The organism is Parageobacillus caldoxylosilyticus NBRC 107762 (genome assembly GCF_000632715.1).
In the GTDB taxonomy this organism is placed as follows: Bacteria; Bacillota; Bacilli; order Bacillales; family Anoxybacillaceae; genus Saccharococcus; species Saccharococcus caldoxylosilyticus.
The window spans coordinates 18,383-38,858 of record NZ_BAWO01000026.1 but is presented as its reverse complement, the minus strand read 5'-3'; the positions used below and the strand labels follow the sequence as shown (position 1 = coordinate 38,858).

The following is a 20,476-nucleotide window of genomic DNA, read 5'->3' as shown; positions in this document are numbered from 1 at the left end:
TACACCTCCTTTTTTGTTAGAATATTTGTTCATTTTTATTATAACATTATCACCGTTTCCATCCAATTAATGTGTTTTATAAAATTAAAATTATTATTATTTAATATTGATTATTTATAAATAATATATATAATAAATGATAGCAATAATCATTTCATAGCAGTGAAAAGGAGAGTATAAACATGCGTAAACAAATCATTTGCGAACAATGTCATCAGCCGATCCGCCGGTTAAAACATTCGATTCTTTGTCAATGTGGGATGAAGATTATTCAACATAAGTAAGGGAATAGGGATCAATGGCACTCGAGTCGTAAACGCGACCAGCAAAGTTTCTGGCGTGGTTTCATTTCTGTGACAGAAAGGATAAAAACGGAGCGGAAAAAGGAATTTATAATATGACTTCGACTCGACGGCTAGGATTAGCCGTTTTATTTTTTATAACCATTCCTATCACGGCGATTTCGCTCCATTTGTAGGAAAATCTATCTATATGTTAACCTGTATATAAAATATGGTTGACATTTAATAGATTGTCAGGCAAAATAAGAGAAAAAATATGGGATTGGAGGGAGAGAGATGAAAACGAAATCGCTTTTGTTAGCAGCGCTGTTTGCCGCGCTTACGGCCATTGGCGGGTTTATCAAAGTTCCGGTTCCATATGTGCCGTTTACATTGCAAATCGCTTCCGTTTATTTGGCGGGATGTTTATTAGGGCCGAAGCTTGGAATGCTGAGCCAGCTTGTCTATGTGCTTATCGGCCTTGCAGGAGCGCCTGTGTTCGCGGAAGGAGGAGGGCCTAGCTATGTGTTTCAGCCGACGTTTGGTTATTTGATTGGTTTTGTTGTGGGGGCCTATGTCAACGGATGGATGATGCAAGTCTTTCAATTTCGCCGGTCAGTAACGATATTTTTAGCAAATTTATCTACTCTTCTTGTTGTTTATTTCTTTGGATGCGCCTGGTTATACATGGCGATGAAATGGATCATGGAAAAGCCGCTTACCATTGGACAAACGTTATGGTTTGGCTTTGTGCTTCCTGTACCTGGTGATCTACTGTTATGTGCTGCTTGTTCCGTGCTTGTTGCACGTATATTACCGCGTATTCACATTGTCATACGCAATCAGGAGGCGGTTTCCTAATGGGAAAAGCAATATTTATAACCGGAACAGGAACAGAGATTGGCAAGACGGTGGCAACCTCTTTTCTTGCCTTTGTTTTCCAAAAATTAGGGTTGAATGTAAAAATATTTAAGCCCATTCAAACCGGCTTAGCGGAAGATGGAGTTTCGTTTGCCGATCAATATTGGTACGAGAAGGTTGTGGGACTGCCGCAATCAGAAGGGCTATATTATATGGAACCTGCCGTTTCGCCGCATTTAGCAGCAACATTAACGAATACCACTATTGACCCGGCATTGATAGCGGAAAAAATCGAACAATGGAAACGTCAATATGATATCGTTCTTGTCGAGGGGGCGGGAGGCTTAGCGGTCCCGTTAATAGAGAAAGAACAAGGATTTTATATGACAAACGATTTGATTAGAGAATACAACATTCCAATTATCATTGTTTCCTTAGCAGGACTTGGCGCGATTCATCATACGGTGACAACTGTATCTTACGCACAGCAGCAGGACATTCGTATTCTTGGATTAATTTTTAATCAATTTAATGCCGAAAGCATCATTCATGTGAATAATATTGAAACAATAAAAAGAATGTTAGGTTTGCCGGTCATCGCCACATTGCCATCCCTTGCGAAGGTGACGAAGTATACGATGATGGCGATGGCGGAACGTTGGCTAAAGAATAACGAGCAAAAGCAGTTGTTACAGGAGGTGCTTTCCGTTGAGGTATAGTTATGAACGGTTAGAACAATGGGATAAAGAGTATGTGTGGCACCCGTTTACCCAAATGAAAACATATGTGCAAGAACATCCGCTGATTATTGAGCGAGGGAATGGAAGCTACTTATTTGATGTCAATGGAAACAAATATTTAGACGGATATGCCTCATTATGGGTAAACGTCCATGGCCATAATGATCCTGAACTAAATGAAGCCTTGCACATGCAAATCGAAACGATCGCGCATTCGACATTGCTCGGGTCGGCCAATGTGCCTTCGATTTTATTGGCGAAAAAGCTGATTGAGCTTTGGCCGGGGCTTTCGAAAGTGTTTTATTCCGACACGGGTGCCGCCGCAGTGGAAATCGCGTTAAAAATGGCGTACCAATATTGGAAAAACATCGATCCAGTTAAATATGCAAAAAAGAATAAATTTGTTTCTTTAAAAGAAGCGTATCATGGGGATACGGTCGGCGCTGTGAGTGTCGGCGGAATGGATTTATTCCATCGCATTTTTAAGCCGCTGTTGTTTGAACGAATCGAAGTTCCTTCTCCGTATGTGTATCGCATGGACGAATACGGCGGTGAAGAGGAGATTGTCAGCTATTGTTTACAACAGCTTGAAGATGTGCTGGCCCGCCATCATGAGGAAATTGCCGGCATGATTGTGGAGCCGCTCGTTCAAGGGGCTGCGGGCATCATTACACATCCAAAAGGATTTTTAAAAGGCGTTGAAACACTTTGCCGACAATATGGCGTGTTGCTTATTTGCGATGAGGTCGCCGTCGGATTCGGAAGGACAGGAACGCTGTTTGCGTGCGAGCAAGAGGATGTCCATCCGGATATTGTTTGCTTAGGAAAAGGCATTACCGGAGGATATCTCCCTTTAGCCGCCACATTGACAACAGAAGATGTTTATGCTGCGTTTTTAGGAGACGTTGATGAAGATAAGACGTTCTATCACGGGCATACATATACGGGGAATCAGCTATCTTGTTCTGTCGCTTTAAAAAATATTGAGCTCATCGAAAAACGGCATCTTGTCGAAAATGTAAGGAAAAAAGCAGAAATATTGGCAAAGAAGCTAGAGAAGCTTTATGAAATTCCAATTGTTGGGGATATTCGCCAAAAAGGATTAATGGTAGGAATTGAAATTGTTCAAGATCGAAACACGAAACAAATTTTTCCGCGCTCCGAAATGATCGAACATCGCATTATTCTGGAAGCACGAAAGCGCGGATTGATCATTCGCCCGCTCGGACCGGTGATCACGTTCATTCCCGTGTTAGCGATGGCAGAGGATCAGATGGAAACAGCAGTCCATATCCTCTTCGATTCGATCGCGGAAATGGCCAAAGTCGTTCGGTAATTGTTTTCACTGCTGCCTAGCGAGTCTAGGCGCCTATTTTTTTTGCCCAAAAGGTCAATCGCCCATGCCCTTGGCGTTTGTCCTACATATGTTGGAAGGGAAGAAGCAAAATAATCGGCAAAGGAGAGACGAACATGAACGATATAAGCTTACAAGATACAAGAATCTGGGGATTTGGCCGTCCGTGGGGATTTGGTTTTGGCCGCCCATTCTTTGGTGGTCCGTTCTTTGGTGGTTTTGGTCGCCCATGGGGATGGGGATTTGGTTTTGGCAGCCCGTTCTTTGGCGGCCTTTTAGGCGGACTGTTGGGTGGAGCGCTAACAGCCCCGTTCTATGGCGGTTTTGGTTATCCTTACTATGGCTACGGATTCCCTTATGGCGGAATATGGTGGTAATAAACATTGCTTAAGCCTGCCGGTTACATGGCAGGCTTTAATTTTTTACAAAAGTGATGGCTATCCGTATTATTCATATGAAAAACTTATGAAAAAGTAGGCTGATTCCTTGCTCCATTTGTCCTTCATTAACATAGCATAATGGTGTCCAGTTCTATTTTGTAAAGGGGGAATCGTGATGGTATATCCACCAGCATTTTTCGGCGGTCCGTTTTTAGGCAGCTTTCTAGGCGGATTGCTCGGTAGTGCGCTAGCATTTCCGCTTTTCTTCCGTCCAAGACCGTATTATCTATACCCTCCGTATGTTGTATTTTGGTATTAACAAACAGCGTCTCCCGCACCATGCGGGACGCTTTGTAATAAAAAATGGCAATATGAGCTTTTTATGTCATCGAATCGGTCTATCACAGGCATGGTTTCATGAAGCATTTCTATTTGATGTGGAGGGGTTTTTGTTTACGAGCATATTGACTTATCCTTTCAATTACAACTTAACTTTCTAATTTTTTACAAATGTTGTTGGGAGTATCATGCCGATTTATTTGGTTTTCCATGCTGAATGGGGCAATCATTTTTATAGTTGGGAGGTCGGAGCTCTGAGAAATTTCATACATAATCGCGAATTTACGGTGACGAATATCATTTTCTGTCAGGGCAATTGTTTCACCTGTTGTTTGGAGGAATGCACCTGTTTTATTATAATGTAAGAAGTTTGAAAAAAGTATGGAGGAAAAGGGCATGGATGAAACGTTTTTCCGGCAGTTTGAGGCGCTCATGGACAAATATACAGAGCTGTTGCTTGGTCAAACGAATGAAAAGTTAAAAGAAAAAGTAAAAGCATGGGCGTTATATTCTCATGTGGCAAAATCGATGCCGGCTCTTGCGAAACATTGGAATGAGCTTTACCCGGAGGCAAAGGAACAAATGAAGCAGCTCATCGCTGAAATCAAACGATTGAATGATGAAGCACGTGCGAACGCGAAAAAGCCATGATGTGTGCAATCATGGCTTTTTTGTTGCAAAAGGACGAGCGAGTATTACTGAACGGTATTTTGATATGGGAATTGATTGGTGTATCCTTGGAATTGCTGATATGATTGCTGCAGTTTTTGTGGATCGGCAGCTTCAAGTTTGTACCAGCCTTTTTTGAACATTAAGTTAAACAGCTCACGTTGACAATTTTGCGTTTCGGTAAAAATGTTCATCATGTCTTGATATAATTGTTGGTTGCTTGCTTCATTTAAAAATATGCCATATGAAGAAGCCATATATTTTTCCGTCGTTAACATATCATTTAGAAAATCACGGTCGTTCATTTGCGGTGTTTTTGGTATTTGCGTTTCTGGATTTTGAATTTGGTTTTGGTTCATGATCATTCCTCCTGATTGTTATTGCATTGTCATTTTAGGCTGGCTTGGACTTTGTAGGTGGCTTAAAATTTTTTGATAGTGACGTTGGTGCATTTGTCCTGCTTTTTCAAGCGCTTGCGCCACTTCTTTGTCTTGGCATTGGGCTGCAAAAAAATGTGCTTTTTTCATGGCGAGTAAATTCCAAGACATCATGTCGTTAAAATACATCGCGTCCTTTGCTGAGATCATTTGCGGCGGTTGCGGCATCACGTTTTGCTGTTGCATGCTCATCTGTTGTTGCATACATCATGCTCCCTTCCAAAATGAATGTTTCAGTTGTAGATTGTTCATTTTGTGGAAAACTATACACAGCGAGAATGTTGTCGAAAAAGATATTCAACAATAAGAAAACATGTTACAATAAAAATATGAATGCGTTTACGAAATAAGGGGGTACAATGATGGAGCAGTTGATGCGCGACTTTTTTTTGTTTTTATCGAAAAATAAGACATTAACCAAATTAGCGAAAAAATATGGTCTTCGCTTTGGTGCCTCCCGGTTTGTTGCAGGAGAAACGATCGAACAGGCTGTCGAAGTGATTAAACAATTAAATAAAAAAGGGTTGGCTGTGACGGTCGACTACTTAGGAGAATTTGTCGACAATGAGCAAGAAGCAAACGAAATGGCGAACCACTGCCTTGAGGCGATTAAGGCGATCGGGAGAGAAAAGCTGAATTCGCAGCTGTCGCTAAAAATGACATCGATGGGTTTGGATATCTCGGACGAGCTTGTGATGCGCAATATGCGGCGCATTTTGGATACGGCGAAACAATACGGCGTGTTTGTTACGATTGATATGGAAGATTATTCCCGTTGTCAAAAAACGCTCGATATTTTTAAACAGTTGAAAAAGGAATACGATAATGTCGGAACGGTATTGCAAGCGTACCTATACCGTACGGCAGCGGATATTGAAGACTTGAAGGAATACCATCCGAATTTGCGCCTTGTCAAAGGGGCATATAAGGAATCGCCGGAAGTGGCGTTTCCGGACAAAAAAGACGTCGATGAAAACTTTAAAAAAATCATTAAAATGCATTTATTAAATGGTAACTATACGGCAGTGGCGACCCATGACGATGCCATCATTGAATACACGAAGCAGCTTGTCAAAGAATATAACATCCCTAATAACCAGTTTGAATTCCAAATGTTATACGGAATTCGTCCGGAGCGCCAAGAACAGCTTGCACGCGAAGGGTATACGATGCGCGTCTATGTTCCATACGGCACAGACTGGTACGGCTACTTTATGCGCCGTCTCGCCGAGCGGCCGGCCAACGTCGCCTTTGTGTTAAAAGGGATTTTCCGCAAATAAGCTGTCCAAAAGAGTTGTGTGAAAGTTCCCCTCTCCAACTTGCCTGAAGGAAAAGCAAAACGCATCACGGTGTGTCTAGGTACGTGATGCGTTTTTTCATTGTATCGAGAAGGTTATTCTCCTTGCATATTATGCCGCTTATATTGCTGATTTTGGCTCGTGCGTTTGCCGCCGCCGTCCATTTCCACCGTCGGACCAGCGTTGCCTTTGACGCTTGCCGCGCTAATTCCGCGTTGCGAAGGATTTTTTTTCAGCCTTGCCATCGTATCACCCCCTGTTTATAGCGTCACCAAAAAAAGAAGGTGTCATAAATGAAAAAATTGTTAAGTTTATATATTGCGAAAATTATTAACATATTTTATATTTAGTATAGAAATCATTTTCATGGCGCATTTTTTTTCGCGATAAAATGAATGATGATTCATTCAATATGGGTAAGGGGGAAAAGGAATGGTGAAACGCATTCGACGTGCTGCGGTGCTGGGATCCGGCGTAATGGGATCAGGAATCGCGGCCCATTTGGCGAACGTAGGCATACCGACATTGCTTCTTGATATCGTGCCGCGTGAGTTGACGAAGGAAGAGGAAGCGAAAGGGTTAACGCTCGAACATAAAGAAGTGCGCAACCGCCTTGTAAATCAGGCGCTGCAAAAGCTGTTGAAACAAAAGCCGGCTCCGCTTATGTCCAAGGCGAATTTGTCGCTGATTGAAGTCGGCAATTTCGAAGACGATTTCCACCGCCTCGCCGAAGCAGACTGGATTATCGAAGTCGTTGTCGAAAATTTAGACATCAAAAAAGGCGTGTTCGCGAGAGTGGATGAAGTAAGAAAACCGGGAACGATCGTCAGTTCGAACACTTCCGGCATTTCCATTGAGGCGATGGCGGAAGGACGCTCGGAAGACTTTAAAAAGCACTTTTTAGGAACGCATTTCTTTAACCCGCCGCGCTATTTGAAACTGTTAGAAATTATTCCGACAAAAGATACCGATCCGAAAGTTGTTTCTTACATGAAAACATTTGGTGAAGAAGTGCTCGGCAAAGGCGTGGTCATGGCGAAAGATACGCCAAACTTCATTGCCAACCGTATCGGCACCTACGGCTTATTAGTTACGGTCAGAGAAATGATGAAAGGCGGATATAGCGTCGGGGAAGTGGATTCGATTACTGGACCGCTGATCGGCCGGCCAAAAAGCGCGACATTCCGCACGCTTGATGTCGTTGGCTTGGATACGTTTATTCATGTTGCCAACAACGTTTTCGAAAAAGTCGAGGGGGAAGAAAAAGAAGCGTTCCGCGTTCCGGACTTTATGAAAGCAATGCTGGAAAAAGGCTGGCTTGGCAGCAAATCCGGACAAGGCTTTTTTGTCAAACAAGGAAAAGAGATTTTCGAGCTCAATTATGAAACGTTGGAATATGAGCCGCGCAAAAAATTAACGACTCCGGCGGTGGAAATGAGTAAGCAAGCAAAAGGATTAGCCAATAAGTTGAAAGCGCTTGTATATGCCGATGACCGCGCTGGAACGTTCCTTTGGAACATCACCGCCCCAGCTCTGCTTTACTCGGCGAAATTGCTCGGTGAAATTGCCGATGACATCGTAGCCATCGACCGGGCGATGAAATGGGGGTTCGGCTGGGAGCTTGGGCCATTTGAAATGTGGGATGCGATTGGCGTTGAGCCATCCGTTCGCAAAATGCAAGCGGAAGGCATGGAAATTCCTTCATGGGTAACCGATATGCTTGCCAACGGATTTACATCTTTTTATCAATTGGAAAAAGGGCAAGTGTTCTATTATGACCGGGGAGAGTATAAACCTATTGAAGAGAATCCAAAAACCGTTCACATTAAGCGCATAAAAGAGCAAAAAGGCGTCATTAAGAAAAACAGCGGCGCCAGCTTGATCGATCTTGGCGATGACGTCGCCTTATTAGAGTTCCATTCGCCAAATAACGCAATCGGCACGGATATTGTACAAATGATTAATTATGCGTTGGAAGAAGTGGATCGTAATTATAAAGGGCTTGTCATTGGCAACCAAGGCAAAAACTTCTGCGTCGGCGCTAATCTCGCGATGATGCTGATGGAAGCGCAAGATGAGAACTACTTTGAACTTGAGCTTGCTGTCCGCCAGTTCCAGCAAGCGATGATGAACATTAAATACAGCCCGAAGCCAGTTGTAGCGGCACCGTTCGCGATGACACTCGGCGGCGGCACGGAAGTATGTCTTGCCACTGCGCACATTCAAGCAGCGGCAGAAACGTATATGGGGCTGGTGGAAGTCGGTGTCGGCCTCATTCCTGGCGGCGGAGGAAATAAAGAGCTGTATATTAAACATTTAAACAGCCTGCCAAACGGCATTGATTTCGATTTGCAAAAAATCACCAATAAAGTATTTGAAACGATTGCGATGGCAAAAGTATCCGGTTCGGCAGCAGAAGCGCGTGAACTGAACTTTTTAAACCAGCGCGATGGCATTACGATGAACAGCGACCATTTGATTTATGAAGCGAAACAAGCGGTCATTTCCTTGTATGACCAAGGTTATCGCCCGCCGATGCGCAAAAAAGTGCCGGTCGTCGGGGAAACAGGATATGCGGCATTGCTTTTAGGAGCGCAATCGATGTTCCACTCCGGCTATATTAGCGAGCATGATTTGAAAATCGCGAAAAAACTCGCCTATGTCATTGCCGGCGGAAAAGTTCCGTACGGAACGGAAGTAGACGAACAATACCTGCTCGATTTAGAGCGGGAAGCGTTTTTAAGCTTGATCGGCGAGCCGAAAACACAAGCGAGAATGCAGCATATGCTTGTGAAAGGCAAACCGCTCCGCAATTAATGCTGGGGGAGGCTTGGAAATAACCGCTGAGAAAAATAGTGTTGTCGATGAAAGCGTCATCGCTGGCGAACTGCGCTTGGAAATAAACGCTTGAGAAAAATAGGGGGGAAGATTGTGAGAGAAGCGGTGATTGTAGCTGGAGCGCGCACACCGGTCGGAAAAGCGAAAAAAGGTACGCTCGCCCATGTACGACCGGATGACTTAGGAGCGCTTGTTGTGAAAGAAACGTTGAAACGCGCAGGAAATTATGAAGGAAATATCGATGACTTAATTATTGGCTGCGCGATGCCGGAAGCGGAGCAAGGTTTGAACATTGCGCGGAACATTGGAGCGCTTGCCGGGCTTCCATATACGGTTCCGGCGATTACGATTAATCGTTATTGTTCTTCTGGACTGCAAGCAATCGCGTATGCGGCAGAGCGCGTCATGCTTGGCCATTCCGACACGGTGATTGCCGGCGGAGTCGAATCGATGAGCTTAGTGCCGATGATGGGGCATGTCATTCGCCCAAACGCCAAGCTGGCCGAAGAAGCGCCAGAATATTACATGTCGATGGGGCATACGGCAGAGCAAGTCGCGATGAAATATGGCGTCAGCCGCGAAGACCAGGATGCGTTTGCGGTGCGCAGCCATCAGCGCGCGGCCAAAGCGATTCGCGAAGGCAAGTTTAAAGAGGAAATTGTACCCGTCGAAGTGACAGTAAGCAAAATTGAAAATAACAAACTAGTCGAGAAAACGATTCTTTTTGAAGAGGACGAAGGAGTCCGTCCGGATACGAATATGGAAGCACTAGCCAAGCTTCGTCCGGCATTTTCCATCAATGGAACGGTAACGGCCGGAAATGCGTCGCAAATGAGCGATGGCGCGGCGGCGGTGATGGTGATGGACCGCGAAAAAGCAGAATCGCTCGGCTTAAAACCGCTTGGAAAATTCCGTTCGTTTGCCGTTGCCGGAGTGCCGCCGGAAGTAATGGGAATCGGCCCGGTGGCGGCGATTCCGAAAGCGTTGAAACTAGCTGGCTTGGAGCTTTCCGACATCGGATTAATCGAGTTGAACGAAGCATTTGCTTCGCAATCGATCCAAGTCATTCGTGAGCTTGGATTGGATGAAGACAAAGTCAACGTCAACGGCGGAGCGATTGCGCTAGGCCATCCGCTTGGCTGCACGGGAGCCAAACTGACGCTGTCGCTACTTTATGAAATGCGCCGCCGCAACGTGCAATTTGGCATCGTGACGATGTGCATTGGCGGCGGTATGGGAGCAGCGGGAGTATTTGAATTAATCTAATTGGATCTAGCGGGCGGCGTAGTTCGCCGCTCGACGATATAAAATTTAGGGGAGGAGTACAAAAATGGCAAAAACATTGGAAAACGCGATTAAAGGTGGGAGCTTCCTTATCGAAGATATTCCTTGCGAACGCGTATTTACGCCGGAGGATTTTACCGATGAGCATAAAATGATTGCGAAAACGACGGAAGATTATGTCGTCAATGAGGTGCTTCCGCAATTAGAGCATTTAGAAAATCATGAATTTGACCGCTCTGTAAAATTATTAAGAAAAGCGGGCGAGCTCGGATTGCTTAGCGCCGACATTCCGGAAGAGTACGGCGGGTTAGGGCTGGATAAAATCAGCTCCGCGTTGATTGGGGAAAAAATGGCGCGCGCTGGCGGTTTCTCGATTTCCCACGGCGCCCATGTCGGAATCGGGTCGCTTCCAATCGTTCTGTTCGGAACGGAAGAACAAAAGAAAAAATACTTGCCGTCGCTTGCGACCGGTGAAAAAATCGCCGCCTATGCACTGACAGAACCTGGTTCTGGTTCCGACGCATTAGGAGCAAAAACGATGGCGAAATTAAACGCCGAAGGCACTCATTATATTTTAAACGGGGAAAAACAATGGATTACGAACGCTGGATTTGCGGATATCTTTGTCGTATATGCGAAAGTAGACGGCGAACATTTCTCCGCATTCATCGTGGAACGGGACTTCCCGGGCGTATCGACCGGTGCGGAAGAAAAGAAAATGGGAATTAAAAGCTCGTCGACGCGGACGTTGATTTTACAGGATGTTCCTGTTCCGAAAGAAAACTTGCTTGGCGAAGTCGGCAAGGGACATGTGATTGCGTTTAACATTCTGAATATCGGGCGTTATAAACTTGGCGTCGGCGCGGTTGGCGGCGCGAAACGGGCGCTTGAAATTACGCTTCAATACGCAAATCAGCGCCAGCAATTTAAACGGCCAATTTCACAATTTACGTTAACGCAAGAAAAATTCGCGACGATGGCTTCCCGTTTGTACGCAACCGAAAGCTCTGTTTATCGCACAGTCGGTCTATTTGATGAGCGGATGAGTCTTTTGGATAAAGAAAAAGCAAAAGACGGAAAAGAAATCGCCAAATCGATTGCCGAATATGCGATTGAATGTTCGCTGAATAAATTCTTTGCGACGGAAACATTGGATTATATCGTGGACGAAGGCGTACAAATCCACGGCGGCTACGGATTTATGCAAGAATATGAAATTGAACGCGCCTATCGCGATTCCCGCATTAACCGCATTTTCGAAGGGACAAATGAAATCAACCGTCTGCTCGTTCCAGGAATGTATTTGAAAAAAGCGATGAAAGGCGAGTTGCCGCTTTTGCAAAAAGCGCAGCAGCTGCAGGAAGAATTAATGATGCTCGCGCCAGAAGAAGTCGGCGACGGCGTGCTTGAACAAGAAAAATATTTAGTGCGCAACGCGAAAAAAATTGCGCTCATGGCGGCAGGATTGGCAGCACAAAAATTCGGCCCGAAACTCGAAGAAGAGCAAGAAATTTTAGTCAATATTGCGGATATTGTTGCGAATATTTACGCGATGGAATCGGCGGTGCTTCGCACGGAAAAAGCGATCAAAAACTCTGGAGAAGAGAAAAACAAACAAAAAATCCTTTATACGCAAATCTTTTGCCAAGAAGCGTTCAATGAAATCGAAGCCCATGCAAAAGAAACGCTCATTGCCGTGGAAGAAGGCGACGCATTGCGCATGATGCTGTCCGCTTTGCGAAAGTTGACACGCTACATGCCAATCAACATCATTGCGAAAAAACGCGAAGCCGCAGCCGCGCTCATTGAAGCCGAACGTTATATTGTGTAATAATGGAAAGTACCAGGCTTGTCCTGGTACTTTGTATATAAAGGATGGGTGAAGATGGCGTTCACGTTTTATTGGTATCCAAAATGCGGCACGTGCCGGAAAGCAAAAAAATGGCTTGACGAACATGGAATCGACGTACAAGCAGTGCATATCGTCGAAAATCCCCCGACAAAAGCGGAATTGACAGAGCTTTATCGCAAAAGCGGGCTGCCGTTGAAAAAATTTTTCAATACAAGTGGTATGAAATACCGGCAGTTAGGGTTAAAAGAAAAAGTGAATACCGCTTCCGAGGAAGAGCTTCTTGAAATACTTGCCTCAGATGGCATGTTGATCAAACGGCCGATTTTAACCGATGGGAATCATGTCCTTGTCGGGTTCCAAGAGGAACAATATGAAAAATTTTTCAACGAATGAGACGAATTCAGTGAGTTTTTTGGTAAAATCGGTTATGATGAAAAAGAGCATATTTTTTGTCAATATGGAGGGATGCGAGCATGAATACACCGAAAGAATTACGCTATTCAGAAGAACATGAGTGGGTGCGTGTAGAAGGAGACAAAGTGCGCATCGGCATTACGGATTTTGCGCAATCCGAACTAGGAGATATCGTGTTTGTCGAACTTCCGGAAGTAGGAACGGAAATTACCGCCAATGAGCCATTTGGCAGCGTGGAATCGGTCAAAACGGTGTCCGAGCTTTATGCGCCGATCAGCGGCAAAGTCGTTGAAGTCAATGAAGAATTAAACGACAATCCAGAGTATGTCAATGAATCCCCATATGAAAAAGCATGGATGATTGTCGTCGAGCCGAAAGATATGAGCGAGATCGATAATTTATTAACAGCAGAGCAATATGAAGCAATGGTAAAAGAAGGTTAAACCTTCCTGCTATGAATCATAAAAAGGATGGACACCCTATACATAACTGAATGGACAAAAAGGGGTGCTCCTATGGCATTAGAAACAAGACAAGTCAACATCACCGATCGCGTGATAGGCAAAATAAACGGTGATTCGGTTGAACTATATGTGGGGAATGAGCAAATTGGCCATCTTCCTTTTTCACAATCAAGCCATTTGCTGCAGTTAAAAAGTGGATATGAACAGAAAAATGGACAAATTTATAAGGAAATGACCGTCACCGTTGAGCCAGATCAAAAGTATGTCGATTGCGACGGTGAGGCTGGTTGGTGCTAAAAGCAACGGTGTGCTGCCGTTGCTTTCTTCTTGTTTTTATAAGATGCGGTTTATGAAGCGGCGCCCGCCCGTTTCTGCGACGGAAACCATGGCCGCCGTTGTCATATAAATAATAGTACAACGACATTTACTTTTGGGTGATTGTTTATGACGGAAATCGAAAAAGTGATTATTGTCGAAGGACGCTCTGACAAACAAAAAATCGCCAATATTCTAAATGAGCCGGTGGAAATTATTTGCACCAACGGGACAATCAGCGATGCCAGGCTGGAGGAGCTGATTGACGAGCTTTATTATAAAGACGTTTATATATTAGTCGATGCCGATGAAGCAGGCGAAAAATTACGCAAGCAGTTTCGCCGCGAGTTTCCAGAAGCGGAACATATTTATATTGACCGTGCCTACCGCGAAGTGGCAGCCGCGCCAAATTGGCATATTGCGCAAGTATTATTGCGTGCGAATTTTGATGTGCATATGAATTATTTATTGAAAAGGTGAGTAGGCAATGAAAAAAATAGAGCCGTTTGAAATCGATGAAGTCATTCGCAACGAAGAGGTAGTTTGCCTTTATTTATATACGCCGATGTGCGGCACTTGTCAGCTTGCCAAACGGATGCTGGAAGTAGTCGAGGAATTGTTTCCGTTTCTTCCGTTTTACCAGACGGATATTAATTATATACCGAAGCGGGCGGTTGCATGGAAAATTGAAAGCGTTCCATGCCTTCTTTTATTTCAACGTGGTAATATCGTCAAAAAGTGGTATGCATTTCATTCTGTTCCTTATTTGCATGAAACAATAAAAGAGATGTTGCCGAACAGCCATTAGATTTTTTGAAGCCAAAGATAGACTAGTTCATCGACGATTTGTGAACGATTCCCCTCCCCCATGATGTGTTTGGCGCTCGCGTTGAAAACAGCAGTTATTTTGCCTCCATTTGACATATTTCTTGGGAAATGACGGGAATTTTGTTCTTTTTCTAAATGATTTGTCGAGCTTTTTCTAAAGGATTCTTTTCGCTCATATGGAAATAAATGAAACAAGGGGGAGGCGGATAAAATGAATATGCGTGAACTAGTCAGCCAACTTGCCGAACGAATGCAAACATTAAATCATCTATTGCCGATTTTACCGGAAGAAGAGCTGTACGTTCGCTTTGAGTGCGAAACGGAAACAGCAGTCGTGGCGATTTCAAAACATCAAATCAGTCCAAAAGCGGAAGTAGACGAGCGGCGGGTATTAACGGTGCGCGGGTCAAAAGAAGCATTGGAATCGCTATTAAGCGGAAGGATGAAATTGCAGCAGCAAATTCGTCTGAAAGAAGTGTGTATTTCCGGAAGTTTCCGGCATATGTTATTGTTGGAGTCATTGCTTCACTTAGCCAAGCCATATCGATATGTTTGTTAAATAATGTTTCACATAGTTTCCTATGCAAAAAATTCATAGGCGCAGAAAATAGTGCTGCCATTCAGAAAAAACTTTGATTACAAGAGGCGGAGAGGCTGCCCAGTGCAATCCCGCAATCGGTTTTCCTAACACGGTGCTAATTCCAGGAGCCTAGACAGCTCGAAAAGATCAAAAACATGTCCCCCCTCTCTCCCTGACAAGAGAGAGTTTTTATTACAAATCAAGGGGGGAACAGAGGATTTGGTCGTCTGTTGGGATTGGAAAACATCAATGAATGAATTGAGGATTTAGGGCAGACCATTGCCGCTGCGACGTGGATTACTTTGAATATTTCCGTTTCATCATAAAAGTAAGATTGCCGAAAAATATGGGAGAAAAATTTTTTTGTTGACATGATTCGACATAAGATGATACAATCACATTCGTAAATTAATTTGTAATTAATTGAAGATTTGTAATTGAATAATATGATTGTTGTGCTCTTATCAAGAGAGGTGGAGGGATGTGCCCAATGAAGCCCGGCAACCGTCAGCACATGTGCTGAAATGGTGCCAATTCACACAAAGCGTCTGCTTTGGGAGATAAGAGACGGAATGGTAATGATATTACCTTTCTGTTCTCTTCGAGCAGAAAGGTTTTCTTTTTGGAACGAGCCGCCTGCTAGATGAAGGAAGGTGAAAATGTGCATGATTACGTTGGAAAATGTGACAAAAATATATGAAGCGGCAAGCGGGTCGATCACCGCAGTCGACAATGTTTCTTTGCAAATTAAGGAAGGGGAAATTTTTGGAATTATCGGATATAGCGGCGCGGGGAAAAGCTCGCTCATCCGTCTTCTTAACGGATTGGAAAAACCGACAAGCGGTAAAGTCATTGTTGCCGGACGGGATATGGCTAATATTAAAGGAAAAGAATTGCGAAAGGCTCGCCAGGAAATCGGGATGATTTTCCAGCATTTTAATTTATTATGGTCAAGAACCGTTCATGAAAATATTGCATTTCCTTTAGAAATTGCTGGTATTCCGAAAGAAACGCGGAAAAAGCGGGTCGATGAGCTAATTCAGCTTGTCGGGCTGCAAGGAAGAGAACATGCTTACCCGTCACAGCTGAGCGGCGGGCAAAAGCAGCGCGTTGGCATCGCGCGTGCGTTAGCAAACAATCCAAAAGTGTTATTGTGCGATGAGGCGACATCCGCGCTAGACCCGCAGACAACCGATTCCATTTTGGAGCTTTTGGTGGATATTAATAAACGTTTAGGATTGACGATCGTATTAATTACCCATGAAATGCATGTGATTCGTAAAATTTGCGATCGCGTCGCAGTGATGGAGAACGGAAAAATTGTCGAGCAAGGCGAAGTGCTGCAAGTGTTCCGGCAGCCAAAACAAGAGATTACGAAACGGTTTGTGCAACAGGTTGTTGAACCGGAGGAAACAAAAGAAACGATTACCCATCTGCTCGATAAATATCCGAACGGAACGGTTATCCAATTGACGTTCGTCGGAGAGGCTGCGGAACAGCCGCTGATTGCCAATGTTGTGCGTCAGTTTCAAGTGGATGCAAATATTTTACAAGGGAAAATTTCACAAACTCATCAAGGCGCCTACGGTGTGCTGTTTGTTCATATGGATGGGGAAAAAGAGGAAGTGGCCCGCGCGATCGATTATATTCGCCAGCAGCAAGTGGCAGTGGAGGTGATTACGGATGCTCGCTAACCTCTTGCCGAACGTAGAATGGGATATGATTTGGGCGGCTACGGTTGAGACGCTTTATATGACAGGCGTCGCCGTTGTGGCGACATTTATATTGGGAACGATTCTTGGACTGCTTTTATTTTTAACGTCAAAGGGAAACCTCTGGGAGAACCGTCTGGCGAATATGATCATTGCCGCTATCGTCAATATTTTCCGTTCCATTCCATTTATTATATTAATTATTTTGTTAATCCCATTTACGAAATTGTTGGTTGGAACGATTCTTGGTGCCAACGCCGCGCTGCCGGCGCTCATTATCGGAGCAGCGCCATTTTACGCGAGAATGGTGGAAATTGCGCTCCGTGAAATTGATAAAGGCGTCATTGAAGCCGCGAAAGCGATGGGGGCATCGACGGCAACGATTATTTGGAAAGTGCTGCTTCCAGAGTCACTGCCTGCGCTTGTGTCTGGAATTACTGTAACGGCGATTGCTTTAGTCGGATATACGGCGATGGCAGGGGTTGTTGGTGCCGGCGGTCTTGGAAACTTAGCCTATTTAGAAGGATTCCAGCGCAGTCATAACGATGTCACGTTTGTCGCTACCGTTCTAGTTTTAGTAATTGTCTTTGTCATTCAGTTTATTGGTGACTTTGTCACTTCCAAAATAGATAAACGATAAAAAGGGGGAAATCGATATGAAAAAATGGATTAGTGCATTATTTGCCGTCGTTCTTGTGTTGGCATTGGCAGCATGCGGAGGCAATAACAACGCTGATGGTGGCAAAAAAGAAGGGAAATTAACAAAATTAGTCGTTGGAGCTTCCAATGTTCCGCATGCCGAAATTTTAGAAAAAGCAAAACCAATTTTAAAAGAAAAAGGCATTGATTTAAAAATTGTTACATTCCAAGATTATGTATTGCCAAACAAAGCGTTGGCGGATAAAGAAATTGACGCGAACTATTTCCAACACATTCCGTATTTAGAAGCGCAGAAAAAAGAACACGGATATGACTTTGTCAACGCTGGCGGCATTCATATTGAGCCAATCGGCGTTTATTCGAAAAAATATAAAAGCCTTGAAGAATTGCCAGACGGTGCGACGATCATCATGAGCAACTCGGTTGCCGACCATGGCCGCATTTTATCGATGCTGCAAGAAAAAGGATTGATTAAGTTAAAAGACGGCGTGGACAAAACAAAAGCAACAGTGAAAGACATTGTCGAGAATCCGAAACATTTAAAATTTAAAACAGATGTTGATGCGGGAATGCTGCCGCAAATTTATAAAAACGGCGAAGGCGATGCGGTCGTGATTAACGCGAACTATGCGCTAGATGCTGGCTTGGACCCTGCAAAAGACCCGATTGCTGTCGAGTCGCCGAAAAACAACCCATATGTCAATATTATCGCTGTACGTAAAGGCGATGAAAACCGCAAAGAAATTAAAACGCTTGTCGAAGTGTTGCAGTCGAAAGAAATTCAAGACTTTATTAAAAAAGAATATAAAGGCGCTGTCATTCCAGCGGCACAATAAAATAACGGAAGCGATTCGCTTCCGTTATTTCTTTTTTGGCAGCTTTTCGAGAATGGCGATCAGCAGCGTAATGATCAAAGAGCATTGAAGCGAAATAACGATGGTAACAATATCGGTTGGTTGAGCGTCTTCCAACAATGCCCCTACCAAGAAAAATAACAAGATAGAGATGATAATCATCATGAGGAACATGGAAATCCATTTTCCCATTTGTTTCCCTTCCATTCGTCTATATTTTAATTCCTTTTTCCTTCATGAGAACACCCGCCGGAAGCCCACGGCTTTAGCTGTGGGAGGAAGGCGGATTTTTCTTATTTTCAATATATACTGAATTATTTATTCAATATAAGTATAATGAATTTAGAAAAGCAGGTGAATGAAGAATGCTCTGCACTCTCAAGATAAAATTAGCGCCAACCCCTGAACAATTTCCATGCGTTGCTGGAAACGATGAAACGGTTTAACCAAGCTTGCAACTATATTAGCGAGATTGCTTTTCGCTCCAGAACCTTTTCCAAAACGAAAATCCATCGGCTTTGCTACTAGCAACAGCGTCGTCAACACTCTTCTCGGTCTTTTTATCAGTTGAGAAAGTTTATGGAGTATAAAGCAGCGATCGCTGACGTTCGGGTGGTATTGGTTCATCCGAAGAATACTTCCCGCACCTGTCCGATTTGCGGACATGTTGCCAAAGAAACAGGCCGTCAAGGGATCAGTTTTGTTGTCGCGCTTGTGGGTACGTTGCCCCTGCCGACAACGTGGCTGCGGAAAATATCCGCAGGGCTGCGGTCAACCAGCCGAACGCGGCAGCCAATTAGGCTAGCTGCAAGCCCAAGGTTTAGCCGTTGGGTAGTTGACGCATACTAACACCGATATAATTATGGAAAGAGGTGTTAAGGAGTGAACCAGCAACAACATACGTCGGTTGAAGCGGCTCTTCGCCATTATAAAGAGGGAATTGGCGTGTTTACGCAGAAACTCCCCGAAATTGCTAGCAGCTTCAATGCTTTCACCGAAGCTTGTTTTGAAGCCGGCGCGTTATCAAAAAAAGAAAAACAGCTTATTGCTTTGGGAATCAGCCTTGCTACGCAAGATGAATATTGCACGATTTACCATACGAAAGGCTGTTTAGACGAAGGGGCTTCGGAACAAGAAATTTTAGAAGCGTGTGGGGTAGCGGCTGCATTTGCCGGCGGCGCGGCGATGAGCCAAGCGGTAACGCTAGTACAAGAATGCATTCGTGAATTATCTCAAACCCATTAAAAGACTCCGACATAGGAGTCTTTTTTATAGCGTCTGAAAAATTTGTTAGTGACGTAAATTTTTCCGATCTAAGTTGATGGCACGCAAATAATACGCTGTTCGTGTAAAATAATACGCAATCGCCATTATAATAATTTTCACTATGAACATAGTGAGATTGTGCCCAAAAGGTTGCTAATACTTTTCATTTGTTATAAGATTGTAATGAGAATAAAATGAGAATGGAAGGCAAGAAAATCAGTGGTACACTGATATATACAATTTTCAGCGAAAATTGGAGGTATTCTGCATGGCAGTGTTGACAATCAAAGATCTTCACGTATCGGTAGAAGGAAAAGAAATTTTAAAAGGCGTGAATCTGGAAGTAAAAGGCGGAGAAATTCACGCAATCATGGGTCCGAACGGGACAGGAAAATCGACGTTATCGTCCGCGATTATGGGACATCCAAAATATGAAGTAACACAAGGCAGCATTACATTGGACGGGCAAAACGTGCTAGAAATGGAAGTGGATGAAAGAGCGCGCGCTGGGCTGTTTTTGGCGATGCAATATCCAAGCGAAATTAGCGGGGTAACGAACGCTGATTTCCTGCGTGCCGCCATTAATGCCCGTCTTGGCGAAGGCAATGAAATTTCATTAATGAAGTTTATCCGCAAGTTGGATGAAAAAATGGCGTTCTTGGAAATGAATCCAGATATGGCGCATCGTTATTTGAACGAAGGATTCTCGGGCGGGGAGAAAAAACGCAACGAAATTTTACAATTAATGATGCTCGAGCCGAAAATCGCGATTTTGGACGAGATTGACTCCGGTCTTGACATTGACGCGTTAAAAATTGTTGCCAAAGGCATTAATGAAATGCGCAGCAGCGAATTTGGCTGTCTGATCATTACGCACTATCAGCGCTTATTAAACTACATTACACCGGATTATGTGCATGTCATGATGCAAGGGCGCATTGTGAAATCCGGCGGCCCAGAACTGGCACAACGTCTTGAGGCGGAAGGATACGACTGGATTAAAAAAGAACTTGGCATCGAAGACGAAACGGTTGAGCAAGAAGCGTAAGC

At 44.1% G+C, this 20,476-nt stretch carries 26 protein-coding genes and 1 riboswitch; of the genes, 22 read left to right on the top strand and 4 right to left on the bottom strand.

All coding sequences use genetic code 11. The features are described from left to right. Window positions 1-578: 578 nt before the first annotated feature. The 6 genes from GCA01S_RS08595 to GCA01S_RS08575 all read left to right on the top strand — a co-directional run bounded on the left by GCA01S_RS08595 (window position 579) and on the right by GCA01S_RS08575 (window position 4,606). Window positions 579-1,142: a biotin transporter BioY gene (locus GCA01S_RS08595; RefSeq protein ID WP_017434746.1), complete on the top strand. Its 564-nt coding sequence runs from the start codon at window positions 579-581 to the stop codon at window positions 1,140-1,142. Continuing rightward, on the top strand, window positions 1,142-1,861 hold the full coding sequence (gene bioD / locus GCA01S_RS08590; RefSeq protein WP_017434747.1) for a dethiobiotin synthase: 720 nt from the start codon (window positions 1,142-1,144) through the stop codon (window positions 1,859-1,861). The genes GCA01S_RS08595 and bioD overlap by 1 nt, the downstream gene beginning before the upstream one ends. Next, complete coding sequence (bioA, locus tag GCA01S_RS08585; RefSeq protein WP_042409076.1) at window positions 1,851-3,218, top strand: adenosylmethionine--8-amino-7-oxononanoate transaminase; 1,368 nt, start codon at window positions 1,851-1,853, stop codon at window positions 3,216-3,218. Before bioD ends, bioA begins: the two co-directional genes overlap by 11 nt. A gap of 134 nt (window positions 3,219-3,352) precedes the next feature. After that, window positions 3,353-3,613: a hypothetical protein gene (locus GCA01S_RS08580; protein WP_042409073.1), complete on the top strand. Its 261-nt coding sequence runs from the start codon at window positions 3,353-3,355 to the stop codon at window positions 3,611-3,613. Between the two features lie 178 nt (window positions 3,614-3,791). Further along, window positions 3,792-3,935, top strand: coding sequence for a hypothetical protein (locus GCA01S_RS20515; RefSeq protein ID WP_169735605.1), 144 nt, complete (start codon window positions 3,792-3,794; stop codon window positions 3,933-3,935). Window positions 3,936-4,351: 416 nt separating this feature from the next. After that, complete coding sequence (locus GCA01S_RS08575) at window positions 4,352-4,606, top strand: DUF2573 family protein (RefSeq protein ID WP_042409071.1); 255 nt, start codon at window positions 4,352-4,354, stop codon at window positions 4,604-4,606. Between the two features lie 44 nt (window positions 4,607-4,650). Here GCA01S_RS08575 and GCA01S_RS08570 read toward each other — a convergent pair whose 3' ends face one another. Continuing rightward, window positions 4,651-4,983, bottom strand: coding sequence for a spore coat protein (locus GCA01S_RS08570; RefSeq protein ID WP_042409069.1), 333 nt, complete (start codon window positions 4,981-4,983; stop codon window positions 4,651-4,653). A gap of 18 nt (window positions 4,984-5,001) precedes the next feature. Beyond that, complete coding sequence (locus tag GCA01S_RS08565) at window positions 5,002-5,265, bottom strand: hypothetical protein (protein WP_042409067.1); 264 nt, start codon at window positions 5,263-5,265, stop codon at window positions 5,002-5,004. A gap of 158 nt (window positions 5,266-5,423) precedes the next feature. Between GCA01S_RS08565 and GCA01S_RS08560 the strand changes: the two genes are divergently transcribed. Continuing rightward, window positions 5,424-6,341, top strand: a complete 918-nt coding sequence (locus GCA01S_RS08560; protein WP_042409066.1) for a proline dehydrogenase family protein — start codon at window positions 5,424-5,426, stop codon at window positions 6,339-6,341. A 113-nt stretch (window positions 6,342-6,454) separates the two neighbouring features. Here the strand turns inward: GCA01S_RS08560 and GCA01S_RS19280 are convergent, their stop codons facing one another. Then, complete coding sequence (locus tag GCA01S_RS19280) at window positions 6,455-6,604, bottom strand: YuzL family protein (protein ID WP_017434755.1); 150 nt, start codon at window positions 6,602-6,604, stop codon at window positions 6,455-6,457. A 187-nt stretch (window positions 6,605-6,791) separates the two neighbouring features. On the opposite strand from GCA01S_RS19280, the gene GCA01S_RS08555 reads away from it, so the two are divergent. From GCA01S_RS08555 to GCA01S_RS08500, 12 genes are all read left to right on the top strand, one after another. Continuing rightward, the gene (locus tag GCA01S_RS08555) at window positions 6,792-9,176 is read left to right on the top strand and encodes a 3-hydroxyacyl-CoA dehydrogenase/enoyl-CoA hydratase family protein (RefSeq protein ID WP_042409065.1); all 2,385 of its coding nucleotides are present in this window, start codon (window positions 6,792-6,794) and stop codon (window positions 9,174-9,176) included. Between the two features lie 114 nt (window positions 9,177-9,290). Further along, window positions 9,291-10,463, top strand: coding sequence for an acetyl-CoA C-acetyltransferase (locus tag GCA01S_RS08550; RefSeq protein ID WP_042409064.1), 1,173 nt, complete (start codon window positions 9,291-9,293; stop codon window positions 10,461-10,463). A 64-nt stretch (window positions 10,464-10,527) separates the two neighbouring features. Further along, window positions 10,528-12,312 carry an acyl-CoA dehydrogenase family protein gene (locus tag GCA01S_RS08545; RefSeq protein WP_042409063.1) on the top strand — a complete coding sequence of 595 codons (1,785 nt, stop codon included), beginning with the start codon at window positions 10,528-10,530 and terminating at the stop codon, window positions 12,310-12,312. A 54-nt stretch (window positions 12,313-12,366) separates the two neighbouring features. After that, the gene (locus tag GCA01S_RS08540; protein WP_017434759.1) at window positions 12,367-12,726 is read left to right on the top strand and encodes an arsenate reductase family protein; all 360 of its coding nucleotides are present in this window, start codon (window positions 12,367-12,369) and stop codon (window positions 12,724-12,726) included. Between the two features lie 80 nt (window positions 12,727-12,806). After that, on the top strand, window positions 12,807-13,190 hold the full coding sequence (gene gcvH / locus GCA01S_RS08535) for a glycine cleavage system protein GcvH (RefSeq protein ID WP_017434760.1): 384 nt from the start codon (window positions 12,807-12,809) through the stop codon (window positions 13,188-13,190). Window positions 13,191-13,262: 72 nt separating this feature from the next. Further along, a complete protein-coding gene (locus tag GCA01S_RS08530) occupies window positions 13,263-13,508 on the top strand; it encodes a YusG family protein (protein ID WP_042409059.1) in 246 nt (81 codons plus the stop codon). A gap of 147 nt (window positions 13,509-13,655) precedes the next feature. Beyond that, window positions 13,656-14,006: a toprim domain-containing protein gene (locus GCA01S_RS08525; protein WP_017434762.1), complete on the top strand. Its 351-nt coding sequence runs from the start codon at window positions 13,656-13,658 to the stop codon at window positions 14,004-14,006. A 7-nt stretch (window positions 14,007-14,013) separates the two neighbouring features. After that, window positions 14,014-14,334, top strand: a complete 321-nt coding sequence (locus GCA01S_RS08520; protein WP_042409056.1) for a thioredoxin family protein — start codon at window positions 14,014-14,016, stop codon at window positions 14,332-14,334. Between the two features lie 231 nt (window positions 14,335-14,565). Continuing rightward, window positions 14,566-14,913 carry an SCP2 sterol-binding domain-containing protein gene (locus GCA01S_RS08515; protein ID WP_017434764.1) on the top strand — a complete coding sequence of 116 codons (348 nt, stop codon included), beginning with the start codon at window positions 14,566-14,568 and terminating at the stop codon, window positions 14,911-14,913. Between the two features lie 479 nt (window positions 14,914-15,392). Continuing rightward, a riboswitch (SAM riboswitch) is annotated at window positions 15,393-15,501 on the top strand. Between the two features lie 98 nt (window positions 15,502-15,599). Further along, window positions 15,600-16,628, top strand: a complete 1,029-nt coding sequence (locus GCA01S_RS08510) for a methionine ABC transporter ATP-binding protein (RefSeq protein ID WP_042409053.1) — start codon at window positions 15,600-15,602, stop codon at window positions 16,626-16,628. Continuing rightward, on the top strand, window positions 16,618-17,286 hold the full coding sequence (locus GCA01S_RS08505) for a methionine ABC transporter permease (RefSeq protein WP_042409050.1): 669 nt from the start codon (window positions 16,618-16,620) through the stop codon (window positions 17,284-17,286). Before GCA01S_RS08510 ends, GCA01S_RS08505 begins: the two co-directional genes overlap by 11 nt. 16 nt (window positions 17,287-17,302) lie before the next feature. Beyond that, window positions 17,303-18,142: a MetQ/NlpA family ABC transporter substrate-binding protein gene (locus GCA01S_RS08500; protein WP_042409047.1), complete on the top strand. Its 840-nt coding sequence runs from the start codon at window positions 17,303-17,305 to the stop codon at window positions 18,140-18,142. Window positions 18,143-18,166: 24 nt separating this feature from the next. Here the strand turns inward: GCA01S_RS08500 and GCA01S_RS08495 are convergent, their stop codons facing one another. Beyond that, on the bottom strand, window positions 18,167-18,352 hold the full coding sequence (locus GCA01S_RS08495) for a hypothetical protein (RefSeq protein ID WP_017434768.1): 186 nt from the start codon (window positions 18,350-18,352) through the stop codon (window positions 18,167-18,169). Between the two features lie 387 nt (window positions 18,353-18,739). Between GCA01S_RS08495 and GCA01S_RS20900 the strand changes: the two genes are divergently transcribed. From GCA01S_RS20900 to sufC, 3 genes are all read left to right on the top strand, one after another. Then, window positions 18,740-19,009 carry a zinc ribbon domain-containing protein gene (locus GCA01S_RS20900; RefSeq protein WP_071997941.1) on the top strand — a complete coding sequence of 90 codons (270 nt, stop codon included), beginning with the start codon at window positions 18,740-18,742 and terminating at the stop codon, window positions 19,007-19,009. A gap of 33 nt (window positions 19,010-19,042) precedes the next feature. Beyond that, entirely contained in the window at window positions 19,043-19,405 is a 363-nt protein-coding gene (locus tag GCA01S_RS08485; RefSeq protein ID WP_017434771.1) for a carboxymuconolactone decarboxylase family protein, read from the top strand. A gap of 289 nt (window positions 19,406-19,694) precedes the next feature. Continuing rightward, on the top strand, window positions 19,695-20,474 hold the full coding sequence (sufC, locus tag GCA01S_RS08480) for a Fe-S cluster assembly ATPase SufC (protein WP_017434772.1): 780 nt from the start codon (window positions 19,695-19,697) through the stop codon (window positions 20,472-20,474). The last annotated feature ends 2 nt before the right edge of the window (window positions 20,475-20,476 follow it).